This is a genomic window from Chrysiogenes arsenatis DSM 11915 (assembly GCF_000469585.1).
Lineage (GTDB): Bacteria > Chrysiogenota > Chrysiogenetes > Chrysiogenales > Chrysiogenaceae > Chrysiogenes > Chrysiogenes arsenatis.
Genome location: NZ_AWNK01000005.1, coordinates 305,673 through 327,023 on the forward strand (window position 1 = coordinate 305,673; position 21,351 = coordinate 327,023).

A 21,351-nucleotide genomic window follows, 5' to 3' on the forward strand; every position below is an offset into this window, starting at 1 on the left:
CCAATATGACGAACTTGACGGCCACTACCCCACTTACATTCAACCAAACTCTTGCGGAACAGATCATTGCGTTGCGCCGAGCCACCATCACCACCATGCAGATCAACCTTGGCAAGACCTGCAATCAGACGTGTCGACACTGCCACGTCGCGGCGGGGCCACACCGTACCGAAAGCATGAACCGCGAAACTGCCGAACGGATTCTCACCTTGCTTGCGGCCAGCCCCACCGTTACCACGCTTGATATTACCGGCGGCGCGCCTGAGATCAACCCCAACTTTCGCTTTTTAGTAAGCGAAGCGCGAAAGCTGGGCAAACATGTGCTAAATCGCTGCAATCTCACCGTTCTTTTTGAAGCGGGGCAAGAGGATACGGCGTCGTTTCTCGCGGAACAACACGTGGAGGTCATCGCCTCCCTCCCCTGCTATCTCGAAGAGAACGTCTGCCAGCAACGTGGCGACGGCGTGTTTGCCAAAAGCATCGCCGCGCTGCAACTCCTCAACAGCCTAGGATACGGTACGGTTGATTCGCTGCTACGGCTGAATCTCGTCTACAACCCCAGCGGTGGATTTTTGCCACCCGCGCAAAATAAACTCGAAGACGCCTACAAAGCGCACCTTGGCGAGCACTACGGCATCGTGTTCAATAATCTCTATACCATTGCCAATATGCCCATCACCCGCTACCGCGATCTACTCCAGCATGAAGGGGCGCTCGATGGATATTTACAGCTATTGCGCGATAATTTTAACCTCGCCGCTGCGCACCACCTGATGTGCACCAGCCAGATATCCATTGGCTACGATGGCACACTCTATGACTGCGATTTTAACCAAGCATTGGAGTTACCCGCCGGAAATCAACTGGCGACGATATTTGATATCGCGTCACTGAACGAAATAACGCACAACATTGCCACCGCCGAACACTGCTTTGGCTGTACAGCAGGAGCGGGAAGCTCTTGCGGGGGAGCGCTGGCGTGACATTGCGTTTCGCTATTCATGTGAATGTGCGCCACATATTTATCAAAGCCGTTTTCTTGATTGCTCTGCTGCTCTTACTTGCTCCCCCCGTAGCGTCCGCGCCGCCAGCGAAAACACTCGACTTTGGCGATCAATGGCAGGAACAAACCTTCCGCAAGACGGCACCGACAACCTATCAGCAGTTGAACGAAGCCGGGAAACCGATCATGCGAGCGCAAGCAAATGGTGCCGCTTCCGGCCTCGTCTACGAAATTGATTTTGACCCTGCCGTGTACCCCATCCTGAAATGGCGTTGGAAGATAGATCAGGTGCTTCCGCTGGGCGATGCCCGCACCAAAGCGGGCGACGACTATCCCGCGCGTGTCTATGTGGTCTTCCCTAAATGGTTTAAACCAGCAACCCAAAGCATCAACTACATTTGGGCAAACCGGCTTCCACAGGGCGAGGTAATTCCCAACCCATTTTTTGACAACGCCCGCATGGTAGCGGTGCGCAGCGGCAATGGCGATGCGGGAATATGGCACACCGAGTGCCGCAACATCTACCGCGACTATCAGGCGATTTTTGGCGAAGCGCCGCCGCGCGCCGGAGCCATCGCGATTATGACGGATGCCGACAATACCGGAGGGACTGCAACAGGATACTACGCCGACATTCAACTCCTCACCGCGCCAAAAGAGAGCGATCCAGCGACGTTTTGTGGCCATAAGGACACCCGATGAAACCACGCTACCGCAATCTACTCATCGCACTGGTGCTCATCACCCTTTGGTTCGGGCTGTATCATTTTTTCGGCGATCTGCTGACATTTGAAGCCCTGAAAGCCAAGCAACAGGCATGGGCGGAAATTCACCATGACAATACCGTGGCAACCCTTGCGCTTTACTTTATTGTTTATGTCATTGCCACGGCTATTTCTCTGCCGGGGGCGGTAATCTTGACGTTAGCAGGGGGCGCACTTTTTGGCTTTACGACTGGGCTGCTGCTGGTCTCCTTCGCTAGCACCATCGGTGCAACTTGTGCTTTTTTACTGGCGCGCACCCTTTTTCGCGACACCGTACAAAAACAGTTTGGTCAACAATTACAACGCTTGAATGATGGGGTAAAACGCGACGGCGCCTTGTATCTGTTTACCTTGCGCCTTGTGCCAATCTTTCCCTTCTTTGTCATCAACCTGCTGATGGGGCTGACGCCGATGCGCACAATAACGTTCTATTGGGTCAGCCAAATCGGAATGCTGGCGGGGACGGCGGTGTATGTCAATGCGGGAACGCAGCTTGGACAGCTTGATTCCTTGCAGGGGATTCTTTCGCCAACGCTGCTTCTTTCATTTGCGCTCATCGGCGTTCTGCCACTCTTCGCACGGCGTATCGCGGCTCTGGTACAGGCCAAACGCGCCTATGCTGCTTACCCGCACCCCAAAACGTTTGACTATGATCTTGTGGTGATCGGTGCGGGTGCCGCTGGATTGGTGAGCGCCTACATCGGTGCGGCACTGAAAGCCAAAGTGCTTTTAGTCGAGCGCGAAAAAATGGGGGGCGATTGCCTGAACACCGGATGCGTGCCGAGCAAATCGCTGCTGCATGCCGCCAAAGTGCGCCATACGCTACGCCACAGCGCTGACATCGGGATTGCTTCACCGGAAATGGCGGTCGATTTTCCGGCGGTAATGCGTTCCGTCAAACAGGCCATTGCGCACATTGAACCGCACGATTCTGTCGCACGTTATAGCGCCCTTGGGGTGGAGTGTATTGCTGGAAAAGCCCATATTGATTCGCCGTTTACGGTCGATGTGGCGGGGAAAAAAGTGACGACGCGCAACATCATCATCGCCAGCGGCGCAGCTCCTGTTCTCCCCAATATTCCCGGTCTGCGCGATGTGCCACACTACACCAGCGACACTATTTGGGGTATCACGGCGCTTCCGCCCAAGCTGATTGTGCTCGGCGGCGGCCCTATTGGCTGCGAACTGGCACAGGCTTTTGCCCGTCTGGGAAGCGAAGTGACGATTATACAGCGTAATCGTCAGCTTTTACCACGCGAAGACGATGACGTGGCCACGTTGATACAGCAGATATTTGAACGTGAAGGGATTCGTGTGTTGACCGCCCACACCGCGCTGGAAGTGCGCCCTCACGCTGGTGGCGATGGCATCCATCACTTCCTTATTCAATCAGCTGACGGCGAAGCCATCACCATCCCTTGCGATGCCGTTTTAATCGCCCTTGGACGTCAGCCGCGCACGCAGGGATTTGGGCTGGAGGAGTTGGGAATTACAACCACTCCGGCCGGCACTCTTGCGGTTGATGCCTATTTGCGAACAAAATATCCCAATATTTTGGCCTGTGGTGACGTTGCCGGGCCGTATCAATTCACTCATACCGCGTCGCATCAGGCGTGGTACGCCGCTGTCAATGCACTGATCCGCCCGCTGCACCAGTTTGCTGCCGATTACCGCGTGATTCCGTGGTGTACGTTTACCGACCCTGAAGTAGCGCGGGTTGGACTTTCGGAAGCCGAGGCCACCGCGCAGGGGATCGCCTTTGAAGTGACCCGTTATGGAATTGACGACCTGGATCGTGCCATTGCCGACAACTGCGCCGAAGGGTTTGTCAAAGTGCTAACGGTGCCGGGCAAAGATACCATCCTCGGTGTGACCATAATCGGCCCACGTGCGGGGGACATTATTGCGGAATGGGTATTGGCAATGAAGCACAAACTCGGCCTCAATACAGTGCTCGGCACGATTCATATCTACCCAACCTACGCCGAAGCGAATCGTTTTGCAGCGGGTAACTGGAAAAAATCCCATGCACCACAAGGGATTTTGCGTGCGGTAGAACGCTGGCATGCGTGGCGACGGGGATAGACTTTATCGTGATTTTTCAGTATATGCTATCCATGATTGTGCTTAGGCTATGGCGGATCGCTGCCGACAACTGACTGCGAAAGGGACATATTCGGTGACACCTCAAACAACCACGATTCTGTTGGTGGAAGACGAAGCGCTTATCGCCTTAGTGCAGAAAAGGGTTCTAGAAAAACATGGCTACACGGTTCTCCTCGCGACGTCCGGAGCCAAGGCCATTGAAATGGCGGATTCCGAACCCTCCATAAACCTTATTTTGATGGACATTGATCTTGGTTCCGGGATTGACGGCACCGAAGCTGCCGCGATAATTCTTGCCAAGCACGATTTGCCACTCGTTTTTCTTTCCTCACACACGGCTCAGGCCATCGTTGAAAAAACCGAAAAAATCACCTCTTACGGATATATTGTCAAAGGTTCTGGCGATACCGTTCTGCTCGTATCAATCAAAATGGCGCTCAAACTATTCAACGCCAAACTCGAAAGCCGACTTCATGAAGAAAAATTGCAGGCGAGTGAAGAACAACATCGCCGTCTTTTCGAAACGATGTCGCAAGGGGTTATTTATCAATCTGCACATGGAGAGATTATTTCGGCCAACCTTGCTGCAGAGCGGATTCTGGGATTGACGTTTGAACAAATGGCAGGGCTATCCTCGCTCGATCCGCGATGGAAGATGATTTGCGAAGATGGCTCACCCGTGGCCGGCGAAGATCACCCAGCAATGGTTTCGCTCCAAACAGGGAAAAAATGTGGGCCGGTGATTCGTGGCGTGTTTCATCCCGAAAGGAATGACTATATCTGGCTACAAATTACGGCCACGCCCCTCTTTCACGCTGGCGAAACTGCCCCGTATCAAGTCCATGCCACCTTTGACGACATCACCGAGCAGCGCAAAGCGGAACATAACTACCGCATGCTTTTCCAGGAAATGATTGACGGATATGCTTTCCATGAAATCATTTGCGATAAGACAGGAACGCCCATCGACTTTCGTTTTCTGGACGTCAACCCAGCATTCGAAAAGATGGTTGGCTTGCCCGTCAGTCACGTTGTGGGACGCACCGTACTGGAAATTTTCCCAGAAACGGAACCGTTTTGGATTGAAACCTATGGCAGAGTTGCATTAACGGGCGAACCAACGCGGTTTGAAAATTTCTTTGGTGAGCTTGGCAAACATTTTGAAGTTGCGGCATTCAGCCCCAAACAGGGACAATTTGTCTGCACCTTTTCCGACATCACACACCGCAAACAATCAGAAGAAACCCTCCGCCAACAAGTTAAGGAAAAAGAAATTCTGCTGCGCGAAACGCACCACCGGATAAAAAACAATATCGCTTCGATTGCCGCCCTCCTCTCGCTACAAGCCGAAGCAACTCCTAATCCCGAAGTCGCCCTAGCGCTGAACGAGGCCATCAGCCGGATTAAAAGCATGAGCAATCTGTACGAAAAAATGCTCATTGCCGATGACTATAACAACCTTTATGTTGGCGATTATTTGGAAAACATAGTCAAATCCGTGATCGCACTCTTTGCTGGCGAAAGAATGCTTGATGTTAACACGCAATTTGGCAACTTTATGCTCAACTCAAAACAGCTACTTCCGCTTGGCATCATTGTCAATGAACTCCTTACCAACGCCATGAAATATGCTTTTGTTGGACACCGCACCGGCAAAGTTGAGGTTGTCGTAACACAAACCGAAAACAGAGTTACACTCACACTCAGTGACAACGGCGTTGGGCTCCCGGAAGCATTTGACGCCACACGCAATAAAGGATTTGGTTTAGTACTGGTAGATATCCTCAGCCAGCAAATTGGTGGACGGTTTTCGATTATAAAGGCAGAAGGCACCCGTTGCTGCCTCGAATTTCCGATTGCGTAGCCGATGCCTGAACTCCCCGAAGTACAAACCGTCGCCGACGACCTCAATCGCGCCAATCTCACCGGGCTTACCATTACCGTTGCGAATTGCTATTGGCCGCGTACCTGTGAACCACTCAGCGAAAATGAACTCCAAAATGCCCTTGTCGGCCGCACGATTGTGCGGTTTTGGCGACGCGCCAAATATCTGATCGCCGACCTTGCCCCCACAGGACACATCGTCATCCACCTCCGCATGACCGGACGTTTGCATCTTGTGCCACAACACATTCCGCGCGAAAAACATGAACACGTGATCTGCACCTTCAGCGATGGTCAAACCCTCCGACTGCACGACACGCGCAAATTCGCCCGTTTCTGCGTATATGAAACGCTGGAAAACGTCCTCGGACATCTCGGACGTGAGCCGCTTCAAGAAACGCTTGATAGCACTGTACTGCAAAAACTCTACGGCAAGCGTAGCCGTGCAATCAAAGCACTCCTGCTGGATCAAAATTTGATTGCGGGCATTGGTAATATCTATGCCGATGAAGCACTGTGGGAAGCACGCATTCATCCGGCAACACCGGGGAACACACTGGAAATCGACGCATTTGAACGCTTGGCGCACGCCATACCGGTAGTGCTGCGCCGCGGACTGGCCAACATGGGCACCAGCCTTGGCAGCGGTGCGGGGAACTTTTACTCTGTCGCCTACCGCCAAGGACGTAACGAAGACGACCTGCGCGTATTCCGCCGCACCGGAATGGCGTGCCCGCGCTGTGGCACCACCATCGTGCGGCTCGTCGTCGCACAACGCGGCACCCATATCTGCCCAGCGTGTCAGGTGTTCACCGCCGTATAGGTGCGGCGTGTTATCTCTCTGCCTCCCCGTAACTATTGGGAGTTATTTCTTCGGGAATTGCCGCAAAAAGTTCTGTCCCTCCTGACACAATGCTGTCAGGAACATGAAGTACCGTGCGCCTATTCGACACAAGGAGGCACCGTATGATTTTGAACGGCATTGAACATTTTGGTGGGCTGGAGTTTGCTCTGTTTAAATTGCGTCAAGGGGTGAGCGAAGCGCAATTGCTGACGTTGGCACGGGAGGTTGAAGAAAAATTTCTTGCTACCAAAGAAGGGCTTCTCGGGCACTTTCTTCTCAAAGGCGATGGCGGCGTGTATGCTGACGTCGCGCTTGCCAGCACTCCGGAGATTGCAAAAGCAATCTGTAACGAGTGGATGGAAAACGAAACAACCCTGAAATACCTAGAAGTAATCGACATGGATTCTGTCGAAATGAGCTTCTGGGAGCGGATCGGGTAAATCATGCGCCCCTTCGCGGTGCGCACATCGGTGCCGCGAAGGGGAAGTGCTACGCCACAATGTAGCGTGTTAGAGCATGAAGGCATTCCTGCCGACAGCAAATGGCCGCCAGAGAAATGATAAGCGCGATAGAGAAAGCGCAGCTTGCAAAGCGCATTCCGCGTATTCAGTAAAGGGGTCGCAACATGCGAAAGTCCGATCGTCTTTTTCAACTCACCAACATTCTTCGAGCATATCAGCCCATCAGTGCCCGAATGTTGTCGGAAAAGCTTGGTGTATCCGAACGCACCATTTACCGTTACATCGATGACCTTTCCGTGTCCGGCATCCCCATCTACGGTGAACCCGGCGTTGGGTATCGCCTGAGCGAAGGGTTCGAACTGCCGCCGCTGCAACTCACCCCGTTAGAACTGGAGGCACTTATCCTTGGCGTCAACATGGTGGCGACGCGCACAGGTGATGAATTTGCGAAAGCCGCCCGTTCGTTGCTCTGTAAAATTGAAGCTGCCGTTCCCGACCACGCCATAACACACGCGCAGCCCGGTGCACCGTCGGCGCAAGTACCAGTGGCGGAACACCACGACATTCGGCACATGTGGGGCATCCTCTATCAAGCCATAAAGGAAAAGCAGCATATTTTCCTTATGTACCAATCACTTGCAGAAACACACACCGAAAGAATAGTGTACCCACTTGGACTTTTCTACTGGGGTGGCAAATGGACACTTGGTGCCTGGTGTACGTTACGGATGGGCTACCGCGACTTCCGCATTGATCGAATCGAGCATATAACCCAAACCGCCGCACCCAGCCCACTGCCGCTTGATGTAAACCTCGAAAACTACCTCGCCGCGCAAAACGCAAAAGATTAGGGGGTAGTCATAAGAGTATGCAGAACGATAAGTTGCGGCATATGTGCTGAATCTGCTGGTTGTCAGTTTGAGTGCTTGTAGGTGGAAATTATGGTCATTTCGGATGAACGACGTGCGGAGGGGGGGGACTTCTGTCGAAATAGTTGTGACGACAATTACACCGCAACCACGCTTGCAATCAATTGACCCAAAAACGTAATGACAAAATGTATGCAGTATGCGATAAGTGCTGCGTTGCAAGCAGGAAACGCAGGTAAATAATATGAGTGAAACTGGCGCGGGTTTCCGTGTTTTTGCCTGTAATATCGGAATAAATGGAAAATGCGGCATCTTTCAAGCCGGAAAAATAAGCCTGCTGATTTTCCGTGTTTTGCCCTTCAATATCAGGGTAGACGGAAAATTTTCCATATATAGGGGTGTGATATGCAGAAAAAATTCCATTTATTGCACTGTTAGGCAAGAAAAACAATGAACGAGTAACCAGCCATGGCCGTCGAGATATTGACGATAATTACGAGCTTTCTCTCTGATAACGCAACTACTATCGCGGTTATGTTATTGCTGTACATATATAGAGACGCCGTATCTGGTCTGATTTCAAGAATTAAGTCGTTTTTCTACGAAAACGGAGATTCGAAAGTTGGCATAGAGACAGTGCCAACGGACCGCGATGAAAAGAAAACCGCGCCATTAGAAGAAGCGATAGAGAAGCCAGGTTCTTCAGGTGCAGAAGAAAAAATCCAGGATAGGGAAAAAGATCAAAATTGGTTCTTTGAAATGCACACAGCCTTCTCAGATGGTCGCATTGAAGATGCTGATGCGGCGTTTAAGGCATATGCGCTTGATGAAAAAGATCAGTCTAAGTTAGAAGAAAACAAAGCCATTTATTTATATTTCAAGTTCGAAAAAGGGAAAGATAACACCGCTATCGAAGAACTTGAAAAGCTAGCCAAGTCCGCAAGCACAGAAGAGTCTAGATTTAGCGTACTTACGTGGCTATCATTTTTCCTGAGCGATAGCAAGCAACATAAGAAGGCAATTGAAATATGGCGATCCGCAAAAAATGAAGCCAAATCCACGTCATTGATAACTAGGGCTACAGTTAATCTAGCGTACGCCCTAAATAAAGACAGCCAAGCTAACGAAGCAAAATCAGAGATCCTGAAGCGGCTTAGGGAAACCGAAGAAGATGAACAGTTGTCGTCTCTTTACGAAGCGCTCTCAACCATAGAGTCATCGCTGGGGAATAAGACAGTATCTGTATATTGCAAAGACAAGTCGTTGGAGTACGATCCCAGTAATAGAGGCGAGCTTCTTAACTCTGCGTATGCCGCAAGCAATGAGGATGTGGATGAGATATCGATAAGCAATTACGTAACGCTCCTTAGTATTGATAGCGATAACTCAACCGCATTAAATAATCTTGGCGTTCAAGCTCAAGAGGCCGGCCTTAAGGTCATAGCCACAGACAATTATAAAAAGTCAGCTAGGCTAAAAAACACATTGGCGATGGCAAATCAAGGCTACCTTCTGTTGGATGCCGGATTCGTCAGTGAAGCAGAAGAAATTGCACAGAAAGCACTTGAAGAGAAAGACACCCACCAGAATATCTATAGCTTGCTTGCCACAATACACGAACGAAAGGAAAAAGAAGAGAAAAAATGGAGTGAGCTAAGCAGCAAAGCGCTATCTCGCCAAAAATCGATTCGTATTTACCTTGAACAGTATTATCTTGGAAAAAGTGAACTACTTGAGGGTGCGTGGGTTCTCAGTGGCAAATACCAAGTAAGCATTAAAATAGAAGATGGCTCATTTAAGGCAAGCTGGTCAGAGGAGTTAGTCGGCCTTAGCGTTAGCAATTACGCAGTGGAATTGACGGGAAAAGTCACCGGTTCGACGTTTTCCGGCACTTACAAACGAAAGAGAACAGATGGAGCACAAACAGGGCTTCTTGGTGTGCCAAGCGATACGCGCATCTCGTGCATCGGCTTTTTGACCCAAGATGAAAAGACATTAAATATAGTGGCTTCCAGTCTGAAAGAAAATCTTTGCCTATTTCTTTCAAGGGCGCATCATTGAAAAAAATCATTAAGGAAGGTCGTGTCTACATGGAGGACTACGAGAAAGACGGGCAAGTTAAGTCGTTTCTGGTGAAAGGCGACACAAAGGCGATCAAGGATCAACGAAAAGAGCTTGGTGGCCGCTGGAACAATTCCCTTGGGGGATGGATATTTCCAAAAACCAAGGAGGTTGAAATCGCCGCGTTTATCAAGAAAAACGCCTAGCGGATAAGGTTAGATCGTAATCGCGAAGCGAGCCACGATCTGAACCGTTTGTTGGACAAGCCCAGCGGCTACCGCCATGTTACATGAAAATATCTTTTAGGATCTGGGGTTGCTAGATCAGTAAATTGAATCGTCGCGAGGTTGGAAGTAGTTGCGGATTATTTGCTGCCATGATTTTGTTATTTTATCGTTTTTTTATCGCCCTTTTGGTTGTTTTTTAGGCACAGCTATCCCATAGCATGTAGGTTGATTGACTCTCTGGCACGTAGTGCGGTTTACATAGATAACGCCTCTTGGTTTGTCCGCTGGTACAGGCTCTGGCAAACACCAAAGTGCTGACTGCACACGTGCCGATGCCACTCGCGGAGAAAGTCGATCAAATAGCCACGCAGCTTGATCGCTCGCGAGGTTAGGTCATAAAACAAGCGCTTTCAGCTTGGATATTGCAAAAAGAGGAACGCGACCGAATGACCCAAGAGGCACTGGCTAACACGGACAAAATTATTCAAATAAAACAACTTATACGCGAAATCAACCGCTTGCATCTTGAGTTCTCAAATGATTATTTTGAGACGGGAAGAATCGACAAAATCAACCTCTCCAAAACCATCAAGCATGTGCCAGCGCCCCATATCTACAAATATCGACTGACGCTACACGAAAGCATCAATGATTACCTGATGACGGCGAATATCGACATCAAATATTTTTACCGTGTCAAAACTCGGGAAAGTATTGATGACAAAATTGAGCGTTTCTTAACCCGCGACAATCGGTATCCCGTCAATAACTGGCTCAATGACATTTTTGGTGCTCGCATTATTCTAACCGCTGATGAAATAAAATCCGTTATGGATTTGCTCGATGACTGGCAAGAAGAATTGAGTCTGAAGAACTGGTATGTACACGATAAAGAAGGCTATCGCGGCTTGCCTATCAAGAGGCGATTGGTTTAGCCTGCTGTAGCTCGCGCAATATCGTTCGGTTTCAAGCTAATAGCACCTGAGATCTGAGGTAAGAGGAAACACCATGACAAGCACCCAACAGCGCACCGCCCTGCAGCGCCAGATACGGAAATGGAAGGAGCTGAAATGAGCGATCAACCCATCTCCTTAACCGAGCGACCAGAGGGCTACAGTAGCTGGCTGTCTGAACTGAAAACTCGCATCCACGAAGCCCAGCAACGTGCCACGCTGGCAGTGAATCGTGAGCTGTTACTGCTTTACTGGCAGATCGGCAGGGATATTTTAGAGCGTCAGGCGGCACAAGGCTGGGGTGCCAAAGTCATCGAGCTGTTGGCGCATGATCTGCGTAACCATTTTCCTGAGATGAAAGGCTTTTCGCCGCGCAACCTAAAATACATGCGAGCATTTGCCAAAGCCTGGCCTGACTTGGAATTTGTGCAAGCGGTGCTTGCACAATTGCCCTGGTACCACCAACTGGCCTTGCTCGATAAACTAAAGAGCAACGAAGTACGCACCTGGTATGCCCAAAAGGCCATAGAAAATAATTGGTCGCGCAATGTGCTGGTGATGCAGATTGAAACCCGATTATCAGAGCGCCAAGGCAATGCCGTGACTAATTTTGAGCAACGCTTGCCTAAACCAGACTCCGACCTTGCCCGTGAATCCATCAAAGACCCCTACCGATTCGACTTTCTAGGTTTGACGGACGAAGCAGAAGAGCGGGAAATTGAAGGCGCACTTATCAAACATGTCACCCAATTCTTGCTGGAGCTGGGTGCAGGATTCGCCTTTGTAGGACGCCAGGTATTGTTGCAAGTGGGAGAAGAAGAATTTTTCATCGACCTGCTGTTTTATCACCTGAAACTTCGCTGCTACGTGGTGATTGAACTGAAAGCGGGAAAATTCAAACCTGAGCATTTGGGGCAACTGGGTTTTTATATGACGGCGGTGGATCGACAAATAAAAGCCGAACAAGACAGCGCCACCATTGGCTTACTGCTATGTAAAAGTAAAGACAAGGTCGTGGCCGAATACGCACTGGGCGACAAAAGCCAACCGATGGGCATCGCGGAATACAAGCTGCAACAAGCCTTGCCAGAAATACTGGAAACCAACCTGCCCAGCATTGAGCAAATAGAGCGGGAATTACAGGGAGAAGAAGAATGAACTGAGTTTCATGGAAAAGCTGCGGGATGGGGCAGATAATTTCAAAAGTGCAAGAGAAGGGCAAAAATAATCGTGACATTAAAACCGTTTATAATGAAGCTAAAAAATGCAGGTGTGATATGCCAGTCACCACTGACGATGATGTGAAGTGCGCCGCAACGCAAATGAAGAGGGATTAGCGTTTGTCAGCGACCCCAATGGCGCGGACGAAGCGACCATTCAGGATGCCTCGACGGTTGCCCGGTTTCCTGCATTTATTGGGAAGAAACTTAATAACCGCTCTCTTTGCCCCGCTCCGGCGGGGCTTTTTTATATTTTCACCTGCCGCCAACCCTGCCACATCCTTTGAGCGTTTGCTCTTGGTTGTTTTCTCGAAATCTATCCGTTATAGTGCAACATTCTGTAAAATCGTAAGAGATTTCATACGCACAAAGGAGTATCCATGGGCTCGCTTCCCAAGTTTTACGAGTTCGCCAAGGCCGAACAGACGTGGTACGCCCACTGGCACAATAAGGACTATTTCAAGGCTGACAACACTTCGACAAAACCTCCATATTCCATCGTTATCCCACCTCCAAACGTTACTGGCTATCTGCATATCGGTCATGCGCTTTGCATGACGCTGCAGGATGTTCTTATCCGTTACAAGCGGATGGATGGTTTCGATGCGCTCTGGCTGCCGGGAACTGACCACGCTTCGATTGCCACGCAGATTGTGGTGGAAAAGCAGTTGGCGGCGCAGGGGATCAAACGGCACGATCTGGGACGTGAAAAATTCCTCGAAAAGGTCTGGGAGTGGAAAGAGCACTCCGGTTCGATGATCGTTTCGCAGCTCAAGCGGCTGGGATGTTCGTGCGACTGGAGCCGTGAGCGCTTTACGATGGACGAACAGTGCAACCGCGCGGTGATGGAAGCCTTTGTCAAGTTGCACCGCGAAGGATACATCTATCGTGGCAAGCGGCTGGTCAACTGGTGTCCGGTGCAGCAGACGTCGCTTTCGGATCTGGAAGTTATCCATGAAGATGCCGAAGGGGCGATGCACCACATCGCATACCCTGTGGCGGGGAGCGATGAAAAGATCGTCGTTGCCACAACCCGACCCGAAACCATGCTCGGCGATACGGCAATTATTGTTCACCCCGAAGATCCGCGCTACGCACACCTGATTGGCAAACAAGCCGTGCTTCCGCTGTGCGACCGCACCATTCCGATTCTGGCCGACCCGTATGTTGAGCGTGAATTCGGCACAGGTGCCATGAAAGTGACGCCAGCGCACGACTTTAACGACTTTGAAATTGGCGAACGCCATAAACTGCCACTCATCAACATCTTTACGCCGGATGCGAAAATCAACGAAAACGGCCCCGTGAAATATCAGGGAATGGATCGTTTCGATGCGCGCAAAGCGATTCTGGAAGATCTTGAGGCGGCGGCTCTGCTCGTTAAAATCGAAAAACACCCCCACTCGGTTGGTAAAGCCGAGCGCTCCGGCGCGATTGCCGAACCGTTCCTGAGCGATCAGTGGTTCGTGAATGTCGAAAAAATGGGGCAGCATGCACGTGACGCCGTTATCAATAAAGAAGTTAAACTGATTCCCGAAGTGTGGGAAAAAACCTATTTCCACTGGATGGACAACCTGAAAGACTGGTGCATTTCGCGTCAGCTTTGGTGGGGACACCGCATTCCGGCCTGGCACTGCGGCGAGTGCGGTCACATTACCGTTGTCCACAGTGCGCCACATGGTTGCGAAAAGTGTCAAAGTGCCAACATTGCGCAAGACGACGACGTGCTCGACACCTGGTTTAGCTCTCAATTGTGGCCGTTTGCCACGCTCGGCTGGCCGGAAGCGACGGAGGATCTAAAGCGCTACTATCCAACGTCGGTGCTGATTACCGGCTTTGATATTCTGTTTTTCTGGGTCGCGCGCATGATTATGGCGGGCTACACCTACATGGATGCCAAGCCGTTTGAAGAGGTATATCTCCATGCGCTGGTGCGCGACAAATACGGGCGCAAAATGTCGAAAACGCTGGGCAATGTTATCGATCCGCTCAGCATTATCGACCAGTACGGTGCCGACGCCCTGCGCTTTACGCTGATTTCACAAGCCGGTCATGGGCGCGATATCAAACTCGATACCAAGCGTATTGAAGGTGATACAACCTTTATCAATAAAATCTGGAATGCGCTGAAATTCGCGCGCCATACGGCGGTCGAAGGGATCAAGGCCGAAGTTCCGACCACGCTGGAAATTGCTGATGCGTGGATTCTGAACCGCCTCAACGGCGTGATCAAAGATGTGCGCCATAACCTTGACCACTACCATTTCAACGATGCCGCCGCCGCGCTCTACCGCTTTATCTGGCAGGATTTGTGCGACTGGTATATCGAACTGGTCAAGCATCGTCTGTACAAAGGGGAACCAGAATCACAGCGCACCGCCGCAACGGTGCTCAATTTCTGCTTGTTGCAGGCCATGAAGCTGCTCCATCCGTTCATGCCGTTTGTGACCGAAGAAGTCTATCAGCAGCTTGATGGTCATGGCGAGTCGATTATGGTTGATGCCTATCCACGCGAAGTCAATCTCGATCAATACCGTGACGACATTGCGGTCATGGAAGCGGTGATGAGCGCTATCGAAGCGGTACGCCGCGTCCGTGGTGAAATGAACATTTCGCCAGCCAAAGCCACCGCGGGCTATCTGCGCACGAATAATGCTGGCCTAGCCGCCGCCGCTGGTGACTACTTTACCTACTTCCAGTCGCTCGCGCGTCTGGAGTCGCTGGAAGTGGTAGATGCGTCATTTGTGGCACCGCAGGGGAGCGCAACGGCTGTCTTTGGGGCTGGAGAGATCATTTTACCACTTACGGGAATTATCGATTTTGCCGAAGAGTTTCAGAGAATTGAAAAAGAGTATAAAAAAATCGAAAAGGACTTTCTGGTGTACGACCGGAAGCTTTCGAACGAAGGTTTCCTGCAGAAAGCCCGCGAAGAAGTGATTCTAGCCGACCGCGAAAAACGTGACGAACTTGGCTCGATCCTCGAAAAACTGCGTACCAACCTGGAAAAAGTGAAGGAGTACCTGTGAACCATCTTGTCGATACCCTGATCAATATCGCGATTCAAGAAGACGTGGGGACGGGCGACCTGACTTCTGATGCCATTTTTCCGGTGGACAGCGAAGGGCTGGCATACGCCGTTGCCAAAGAAGATCTGGTGTTCAGCGGTCAGTTTATGATCAACAAAATTCTGCTGAAATTCGATGGCCGCACGGTGTACATCCCGTACAAGCGCAGCGGCACGTTGTGCAAAAAAGGGGAAAAGCTCTTTGAAGTGCGCGGTTGCATCCGCAAAATTCTAACGGTCGAACGGACGCTGCTCAACTTTATTCAGCATTTTTCCGGTATTGCCACGCTCACGCGCCAGTTCGTTGATATTGCCGAGCCGTACGGCGTCAAGGTGTGCGATACGCGCAAAACGCTCCCCGGTTACCGCGTGTTGGAGAAAAAAGCGGTGCGCGACGGCGGTGGACACAATCACCGCATGGGGCTGTTCGACGGCGTGATGATCAAGGACAACCACATCGACTTTTGCGGTAGCATTACCGCTGCGGTCAAACTGGTTCGCAAAAAAGTGCCGCATACCGTGCGCGTTGAAGTGGAAACCAGAAACCTTGATGAAGTGCGCGAAGCAATTGATGCGCGTGCCGACATCATCATGCTCGATAACATGGAACACGCCATGATCGAAGATGCCATCCGCATTGTCGATAAGCGGGCGCTGGTGGAAGTTTCCGGCGGCATCAATCTGGAAAATATTGAGAGCTACTGTAAATTGCAGCCCGATATTATTTCAACGGGCTACATCACACACTCGGCACGGGCGATGGATATTTCGCTGCGGGTCAATAAAAGCGGCGATTCGAACGCAATCGCATAAATCAATGTAATTTCACTATTCACAAGGCGTGTGAGATGGCAAAAGGTGTCGTCCCGCACGCCTTGTGAAATTTTACTTTGAACTCCAAAGCGGTTGCGCGACGCATAAAGTTATGATATCCAGTAGTTGTTGTTGCATTAAGGCGCTTGCGTAGCCCTTTCCATTCGTTTCTCCTAAGAAATAAATAGATTTGACCGTAAACTCCCTACGCGTGGGGACTTCGTTCACCATTGACGAAACGCCACACAGGAACCAGAAACAGAGGACACCATGAAAAATGCAAAAATGAGCGTAAAACTCGGCGGAAGCTTTGGAGTTCTCATATTGATCGCCCTGATTGTCGGCGTGATTGGATATGGCTCCATTCGAACAATGAGCCACGGAGCAGACATCACACGGCAAACCAATATAGCGGCTACGTTTGCCATGGAAGCCGCCGAAAACATCCAGATTTATCTACGCAACGAAACTCCCGAGCAGGCGAAAACAACACTGGAACTCCTGAGTCGAAGTGAAGACGAACTGACAAGCCTACGACAGAACGCCGACAACGATGCCCAGCGGCAAATCCTGAATGTCGCGATTGATGAAGTAAAGGCAACAAAGCAAGGCTTTCAGACCTACACCCAAGGAGTAGCAGAACGAAATGCTCTCTTTGATACTTTGATCAAACTCGGGCTGGAGTCTCGTCAGTCTTCACAACAAATACGTGCCGCACTGAACAGTACAATTGCCGAACAATTGCGCACCACCAGCGATTCAGCGCAAATCAACCGATTCCTGCATATGCTCAGCATAGAAGCAGGAATCGTAGAAAGCATCAACCGCGTCCACTTCCTTGTCAGAGAATTTATCATCAATGGCGACACCCGTTCGATCGGTTCTGCCCATAGACTTATTGAGGGGGAAATTCTCGTTCGTCTCAATGAAATTTCGCGCTGGATGCAGCAAAATCGCGTTGAACAAAAAGCGCAGGAAAATGTTGACCACTCACTTACCATCATGCAGCAATACATAAAAGCTCTGAACGCGTGGGTAGCCAAAGCTGAATCCTTGAACCAGCAGTATGAGGTCATCCGCGAAGATCTACGCGATGTCAACGCAGCCATCTCGCAAGCGATTGCTGCTGGCGATACCGCAATGGAAAACGAAACATCCAAGGCAGAAAGAATCATCCAGCTGGGCGTTGCCATTGCCGTTGCGATAGGCATTTTCCTAGCGATTACTATCACGCGCATGATTGTCACTCCGCTACGCCAAAGTGTTAATTTTGCGGATGCCGTCGCCCAAGGCGACTTATCGCAAACATTGGCACTCACACAGCGCGACGAAGTCGGCCAACTCGTAAGAGCATTAAATGCGATGGTCGCCAGCTTGCGCGAAACCGTCAGTGAAATTCAGGAGTCGGCCACCGGAGTCGCATCAGCCAGCGAAGAGCTGAGTAGCGCCTCAGTACAAATGAGTTCCGGCATGGGATTACAATCCGAGCGGGTATCACAAATTGCTTCGGCATCGCTCGAAATGTCACAAACATCAACCGAAATTGCCCGTAATATGAATAACATTCAGGAAAATACCACTGACGCATTGAACCTTTCGCGCGAAGGTGGCGTAAAAGTCAAACAATCAGCACAGGAAATGGTGACCATCGCCAACGAAGTTGAAGGAGCCTCAGGACACGCCCACGCCTTGGAAGAAAAGGCGGGACGGGTGCAGGAAGTTATTCAGGTTATCAACGACATTGCCGACCAAACTAATTTGCTGGCGCTCAATGCCGCGATTGAAGCCGCACGGGCGGGTGATGCCGGGCGCGGATTCGCCGTAGTAGCCGATGAAGTCCGTAAACTTGCCGAACGCAGTGCCGCTTCTGCCGATGAAATCAGCGCTATCGTGCAAAGTATACAAGGCGGAGTAGATCAGGTGGTTCAGGCGATGGCACAGGTCAATAACCGAGCGCAAATCGGCAATCGGCTGGCTCAAGAAACCGATAGCGCTTTTGCCGAAATCATTGGCGGCATGGAAAACCTGCAAGAATTGATCGTGCAAAACGCGGCGGCTATCGAAGAGATGTCGTCCACCGCCGACCAAATTACCGAAGACATTCAAGCCATTTCGTCGGCATCCGAACAAACAGCAAAATCATCGGAAGAAGTGTCCCGCGCGTCGAGCGATCTGGCAATGCTGGCAACCAATGTTCAGGAAAGCGTTTCCATCTTTTGCCTTGAAGGAAAACAAGCGCACGTACGCCAAATATCGCAATAATCGACGGGAAGGACGTTAGCCATCCGCGCGGGAAGCAGCTCCACTTTGATAGCGGCTAATGGTTGGCACAATGCCGATATCAAAAGGGCTTCCCGCTTCCTGCCATTGCTGCAGATACCGCTCTGCCCGTGCCACATCGTCCAAAAGCTGCGTAACGTCGATGCCCATTGTGTGCGGCACAAATGGGAGGAGCTTTCCGCGGGCACTTGAGAGAAGTCGCAGCGCACCCGTGTAATTGGGCGGAAGCTTTAAACAATGAAGAAACGCGACCGCCACCTGTAGTATCCCCTGATAAAACAGACGATCCGGCTCCGGTAACTCCATCCAGATATCTTCCAGAACCTCATGACACTCGTAAAAATCGTAACTGTGGTACAGGTCGAGCGCCTGGGCGAAGCGCTCGGTGATATCGTTTTCCATAAGAATCCCTCCCAATAAAAAAGGGGAGAAGCTTTCACTCCTCCCCGATACTCATTATACGTTACCCTTCCACAAACTTCTGTAAATTATCTTCCATCACCCAAATACCGCACGGGCATACTCCGGCGCAAATCCCGCAGCCGATACACTTGGCATCTTCGCTGAAATATTCAAACGTACCGTCCGGGTTTTCCTTGCGGCCAATGGCCTGCTCTGGGCAAATATCTTCACAAAAGTGACAGTCACGGCAGTAACCGCAACTCATGCAGCGGTCGGTCTCTTCGGCCACTTCTTTTTCCATTACCCGCTGAGCGTTCATGGGATGGTAATACTCATCGCGTACCCGATCCTGTGGAATCATCGGCGCTTTCGCAAAGGTATCAAGCGGCAAGCTATGAAGCGCACGCATGACATTCAGCGCCACATTACGCCCGTCGCCAAGGGCATGAGTAAAGAGCCCTTGCACAACTGCATCTCCCGCAATAAAAACACGTTGATTCGCTTCACACTGGAGATATTCGTTGCGTGCTACCAGCCCTTTTTCATCCAGATATTCCATAGGAAGAAAACCAAAGTCAGGACGATCGCCAACCGAAATAATTACGGTATCGGCTTCGAGCAACGTGCCATCTTTGAGATGTACTCCCCGCTCGGAAATGCGCTCGGTAAAGGCTGGCCAGAGGATTTTTGCGCCAAGTTTCCGCGCATGCGCTAGTTCGTGCTCGAATGCTGCCGGCTTCTGAATATCAATCGCCGTAACGTCCTGCGCACCGCACTGATACGCGCCAATCACCACGTCCATCGCCGCGTTCCCCGCACCGATCACGACCACTTTTTTCCCGACAGACGGCAGGTTCCCCTTGTTGATCTGTTTCAGGAAATCAAGCCCTTTGACCAGCCGTTCATTGCCCGCAAACGGAATAACAACGGGATTATGCGCCCCAATCGCGATGACAACGGCGTCATACTCTTGCGTCAATTGGCAAAATTTTTCCTGATCGACTTCCGCGCCGCAGTGCAGGCCAATGCCGATCTGTGCTAACCGTTCCAACTCAGCACGCATCGCCTCCTGATCCAGCCGATCAGCAGGAATAACCTGACGCAACTTGCCACCGATTTCGGAGTCTTTTTCATATATATCAACCTGATAACCTTTACGGCGCAAATGCCATGCTGCCGCAAGTCCAGCGACGCCAGCACCAATCACCGCAATACGCTCCACGAGTTCCTGCGATGGCAGCGATACGCGCAGATCGCGGCTCAGGCTCCCCAACTGTCCGATTTTCACCGGCTCGTCAACATGAACCCGGTTACAGTCGTCAAGACAGAGATTCGGACAAACCTGCCCGCAAACCGAAGCGGGGAAAGGACTATAATCAAGTACCAATGCCAATGCTTCAGCCACTTTCCCCTGACGCAACAGTGCGATCCGCTTTTGTGTCGGAATACCGATTGGACAACGATATTCACACGGTGCAGAATACGCTGCGTTGTGCCATTCGGGGTGGCGCAGACGCAGTTCGTCTTGCTCAATAAAGTCGGCAACGTAGTAATCGTCGTCATACAGCTTGCCAAAAATCCCACCACTGACCCATTTTTCCGCACGGAAATCGGCAATCGGCATCAGCGAATGCGTCACCCGTTCGGCATATGTTTTCGCAACAACTTTTTTCCATTGCGAAAAATCACTGAGCGCCGGAATAATTTCAGGGCGCCCCAACCGTGCCGCAAATCCGGCAATCCCTTTCACCAGAAATTCGCGATCATTTTCGCCAAGATCAAGTACCCACACATCTTCAGCCAGATCAGCGACTTTGCCGCGCACGTAGACGGTGCCACCAACCATGCCGACACAACTGCGGTGGCCAAGCACAGAATCAAGGTGTTCGCACCCGTAGCCGCATACAACGCCAATGCCGCCGCCCATAAATTCGAACGAAAAGGATCCGGCACTTTCCAGTACCCAGAACTCTGGTGGAGTAAAGCGGGGGTCGTATTTCATCAACGCGCCGGAACGGGTGCCAACCCGTCCGCCGACATAAATAGTTCCTGTCGCCGCACAGTGCGCGGTACTGTCGCCGCTATCGCCCTTCACAACAATTTCGGCGCCGGCATTGAGCCAGCCGACATCAGCTGGAGCGGGGCCATCGACAATAATCGTTGTACCGCTCATCCCCATCGATCCTAAGCGTTGCCCAGGATTATTGACGTGAAACGTGATGGGCGAGCCGTCACCGCTCCAGAGCGGACCGCCAATGTTATATTGGCCGGAAGCATCTATCGTAAAATGGCGCACTCCAGCTTCCATTGCTTCATAAATTTGCTGCAGCAGAGCCTGGCTTGATATCCGCTTGCCATCAACAATGCCATTCAGGTGAAGTGTTGTTGTCATAGTTGCCC

Annotated in this window: 17 protein-coding genes and 2 pseudogenes; 16 read left to right on the forward strand and 3 right to left on the reverse strand. The window is 51.0% G+C overall.

The features are described 5' to 3' along the window. Nucleotides 1–5 precede the first annotated feature (5 nt). From arsS to P304_RS0103880, 7 genes are all read left to right on the forward strand, one after another. Nucleotides 6–983, forward strand: coding sequence for an arsenosugar biosynthesis radical SAM (seleno)protein ArsS (gene arsS, locus P304_RS0103850; RefSeq protein WP_027389469.1), 978 nt, complete (start codon nucleotides 6–8; stop codon nucleotides 981–983). After that, nucleotides 980–1,705 carry a DUF3047 domain-containing protein gene (locus P304_RS0103855; RefSeq protein ID WP_236613297.1) on the forward strand — a complete coding sequence of 242 codons (726 nt, stop codon included), beginning with the start codon at nucleotides 980–982 and terminating at the stop codon, nucleotides 1,703–1,705. Before arsS ends, P304_RS0103855 begins: the two co-directional genes overlap by 4 nt. After that, nucleotides 1,702–3,852: an FAD-dependent oxidoreductase gene (locus P304_RS0103860; protein ID WP_027389471.1), complete on the forward strand. Its 2,151-nt coding sequence runs from the start codon at nucleotides 1,702–1,704 to the stop codon at nucleotides 3,850–3,852. Before P304_RS0103855 ends, P304_RS0103860 begins: the two co-directional genes overlap by 4 nt. Before the next feature lie 94 nt (nucleotides 3,853–3,946). Continuing rightward, nucleotides 3,947–5,737 carry a PAS domain S-box protein gene (locus P304_RS0103865; protein WP_027389472.1) on the forward strand — a complete coding sequence of 597 codons (1,791 nt, stop codon included), beginning with the start codon at nucleotides 3,947–3,949 and terminating at the stop codon, nucleotides 5,735–5,737. Between the two features lie 3 nt (nucleotides 5,738–5,740). Then, nucleotides 5,741–6,580: a bifunctional DNA-formamidopyrimidine glycosylase/DNA-(apurinic or apyrimidinic site) lyase gene (mutM, locus tag P304_RS0103870; protein ID WP_027389473.1), complete on the forward strand. Its 840-nt coding sequence runs from the start codon at nucleotides 5,741–5,743 to the stop codon at nucleotides 6,578–6,580. Nucleotides 6,581–6,723: 143 nt separating this feature from the next. Continuing rightward, nucleotides 6,724–7,041, forward strand: a complete 318-nt coding sequence (locus P304_RS0103875) for a hypothetical protein (protein ID WP_027389474.1) — start codon at nucleotides 6,724–6,726, stop codon at nucleotides 7,039–7,041. A 185-nt stretch (nucleotides 7,042–7,226) separates the two neighbouring features. Beyond that, nucleotides 7,227–7,913: a helix-turn-helix transcriptional regulator gene (locus P304_RS0103880; protein WP_027389475.1), complete on the forward strand. Its 687-nt coding sequence runs from the start codon at nucleotides 7,227–7,229 to the stop codon at nucleotides 7,911–7,913. A 178-nt stretch (nucleotides 7,914–8,091) separates the two neighbouring features. Here the strand turns inward: P304_RS0103880 and P304_RS17010 are convergent, their stop codons facing one another. Next, nucleotides 8,092–8,373: a hypothetical protein gene (locus tag P304_RS17010; protein WP_160165007.1), complete on the reverse strand. Its 282-nt coding sequence runs from the start codon at nucleotides 8,371–8,373 to the stop codon at nucleotides 8,092–8,094. Between the two features lie 26 nt (nucleotides 8,374–8,399). On the opposite strand from P304_RS17010, the gene P304_RS13885 reads away from it, so the two are divergent. The 9 genes and pseudogenes from P304_RS13885 (at nucleotide 8,400) to P304_RS0103925 (ending at nucleotide 18,531) form a co-directional block, all read left to right on the forward strand. Beyond that, entirely contained in the window at nucleotides 8,400–9,992 is a 1,593-nt protein-coding gene (locus P304_RS13885) for a tetratricopeptide repeat protein (protein ID WP_152514480.1), read from the forward strand. Then, nucleotides 9,989–10,198, forward strand: coding sequence for a hypothetical protein (locus P304_RS0103895; protein ID WP_027389477.1), 210 nt, complete (start codon nucleotides 9,989–9,991; stop codon nucleotides 10,196–10,198). Before P304_RS13885 ends, P304_RS0103895 begins: the two co-directional genes overlap by 4 nt. Before the next feature lie 353 nt (nucleotides 10,199–10,551). Continuing rightward, nucleotides 10,552–10,695: pseudogene (locus P304_RS17565) on the forward strand (CopG family ribbon-helix-helix protein); the annotation flags it as partial. Between the two features lie 42 nt (nucleotides 10,696–10,737). Beyond that, nucleotides 10,738–11,136 (forward strand): annotated as a pseudogene (locus tag P304_RS13890) (nucleotidyltransferase family protein); the annotation flags it as partial. Between the two features lie 153 nt (nucleotides 11,137–11,289). Then, a complete protein-coding gene (locus P304_RS0103905) occupies nucleotides 11,290–12,330 on the forward strand; it encodes a PDDEXK nuclease domain-containing protein (RefSeq protein WP_027389478.1) in 1,041 nt (346 codons plus the stop codon). Nucleotides 12,331–12,478: 148 nt separating this feature from the next. Continuing rightward, nucleotides 12,479–12,679, forward strand: a complete 201-nt coding sequence (locus tag P304_RS16890; RefSeq protein ID WP_152514481.1) for a hypothetical protein — start codon at nucleotides 12,479–12,481, stop codon at nucleotides 12,677–12,679. A gap of 93 nt (nucleotides 12,680–12,772) precedes the next feature. Further along, a complete protein-coding gene (locus P304_RS0103915) occupies nucleotides 12,773–15,418 on the forward strand; it encodes a valine--tRNA ligase (protein ID WP_027389479.1) in 2,646 nt (881 codons plus the stop codon). Further along, the gene (gene nadC, locus P304_RS13895; RefSeq protein WP_034763941.1) at nucleotides 15,415–16,269 is read left to right on the forward strand and encodes a carboxylating nicotinate-nucleotide diphosphorylase; all 855 of its coding nucleotides are present in this window, start codon (nucleotides 15,415–15,417) and stop codon (nucleotides 16,267–16,269) included. Before P304_RS0103915 ends, nadC begins: the two co-directional genes overlap by 4 nt. Before the next feature lie 270 nt (nucleotides 16,270–16,539). Beyond that, nucleotides 16,540–18,531 (forward strand): HAMP domain-containing methyl-accepting chemotaxis protein, encoded by a 1,992-nt coding sequence (locus P304_RS0103925; RefSeq protein WP_027389480.1) that lies wholly within the window; start codon nucleotides 16,540–16,542, stop codon nucleotides 18,529–18,531. 15 nt (nucleotides 18,532–18,546) lie between these two features. Here P304_RS0103925 and P304_RS13900 read toward each other — a convergent pair whose 3' ends face one another. Next, complete coding sequence (locus P304_RS13900; protein WP_051321382.1) at nucleotides 18,547–18,951, reverse strand: DUF309 domain-containing protein; 405 nt, start codon at nucleotides 18,949–18,951, stop codon at nucleotides 18,547–18,549. A gap of 61 nt (nucleotides 18,952–19,012) precedes the next feature. Then, nucleotides 19,013–21,343: an FAD-dependent oxidoreductase gene (locus P304_RS0103935; RefSeq protein WP_027389481.1), complete on the reverse strand. Its 2,331-nt coding sequence runs from the start codon at nucleotides 21,341–21,343 to the stop codon at nucleotides 19,013–19,015. Between the last annotated feature and the right edge of the window lie 8 nt (nucleotides 21,344–21,351).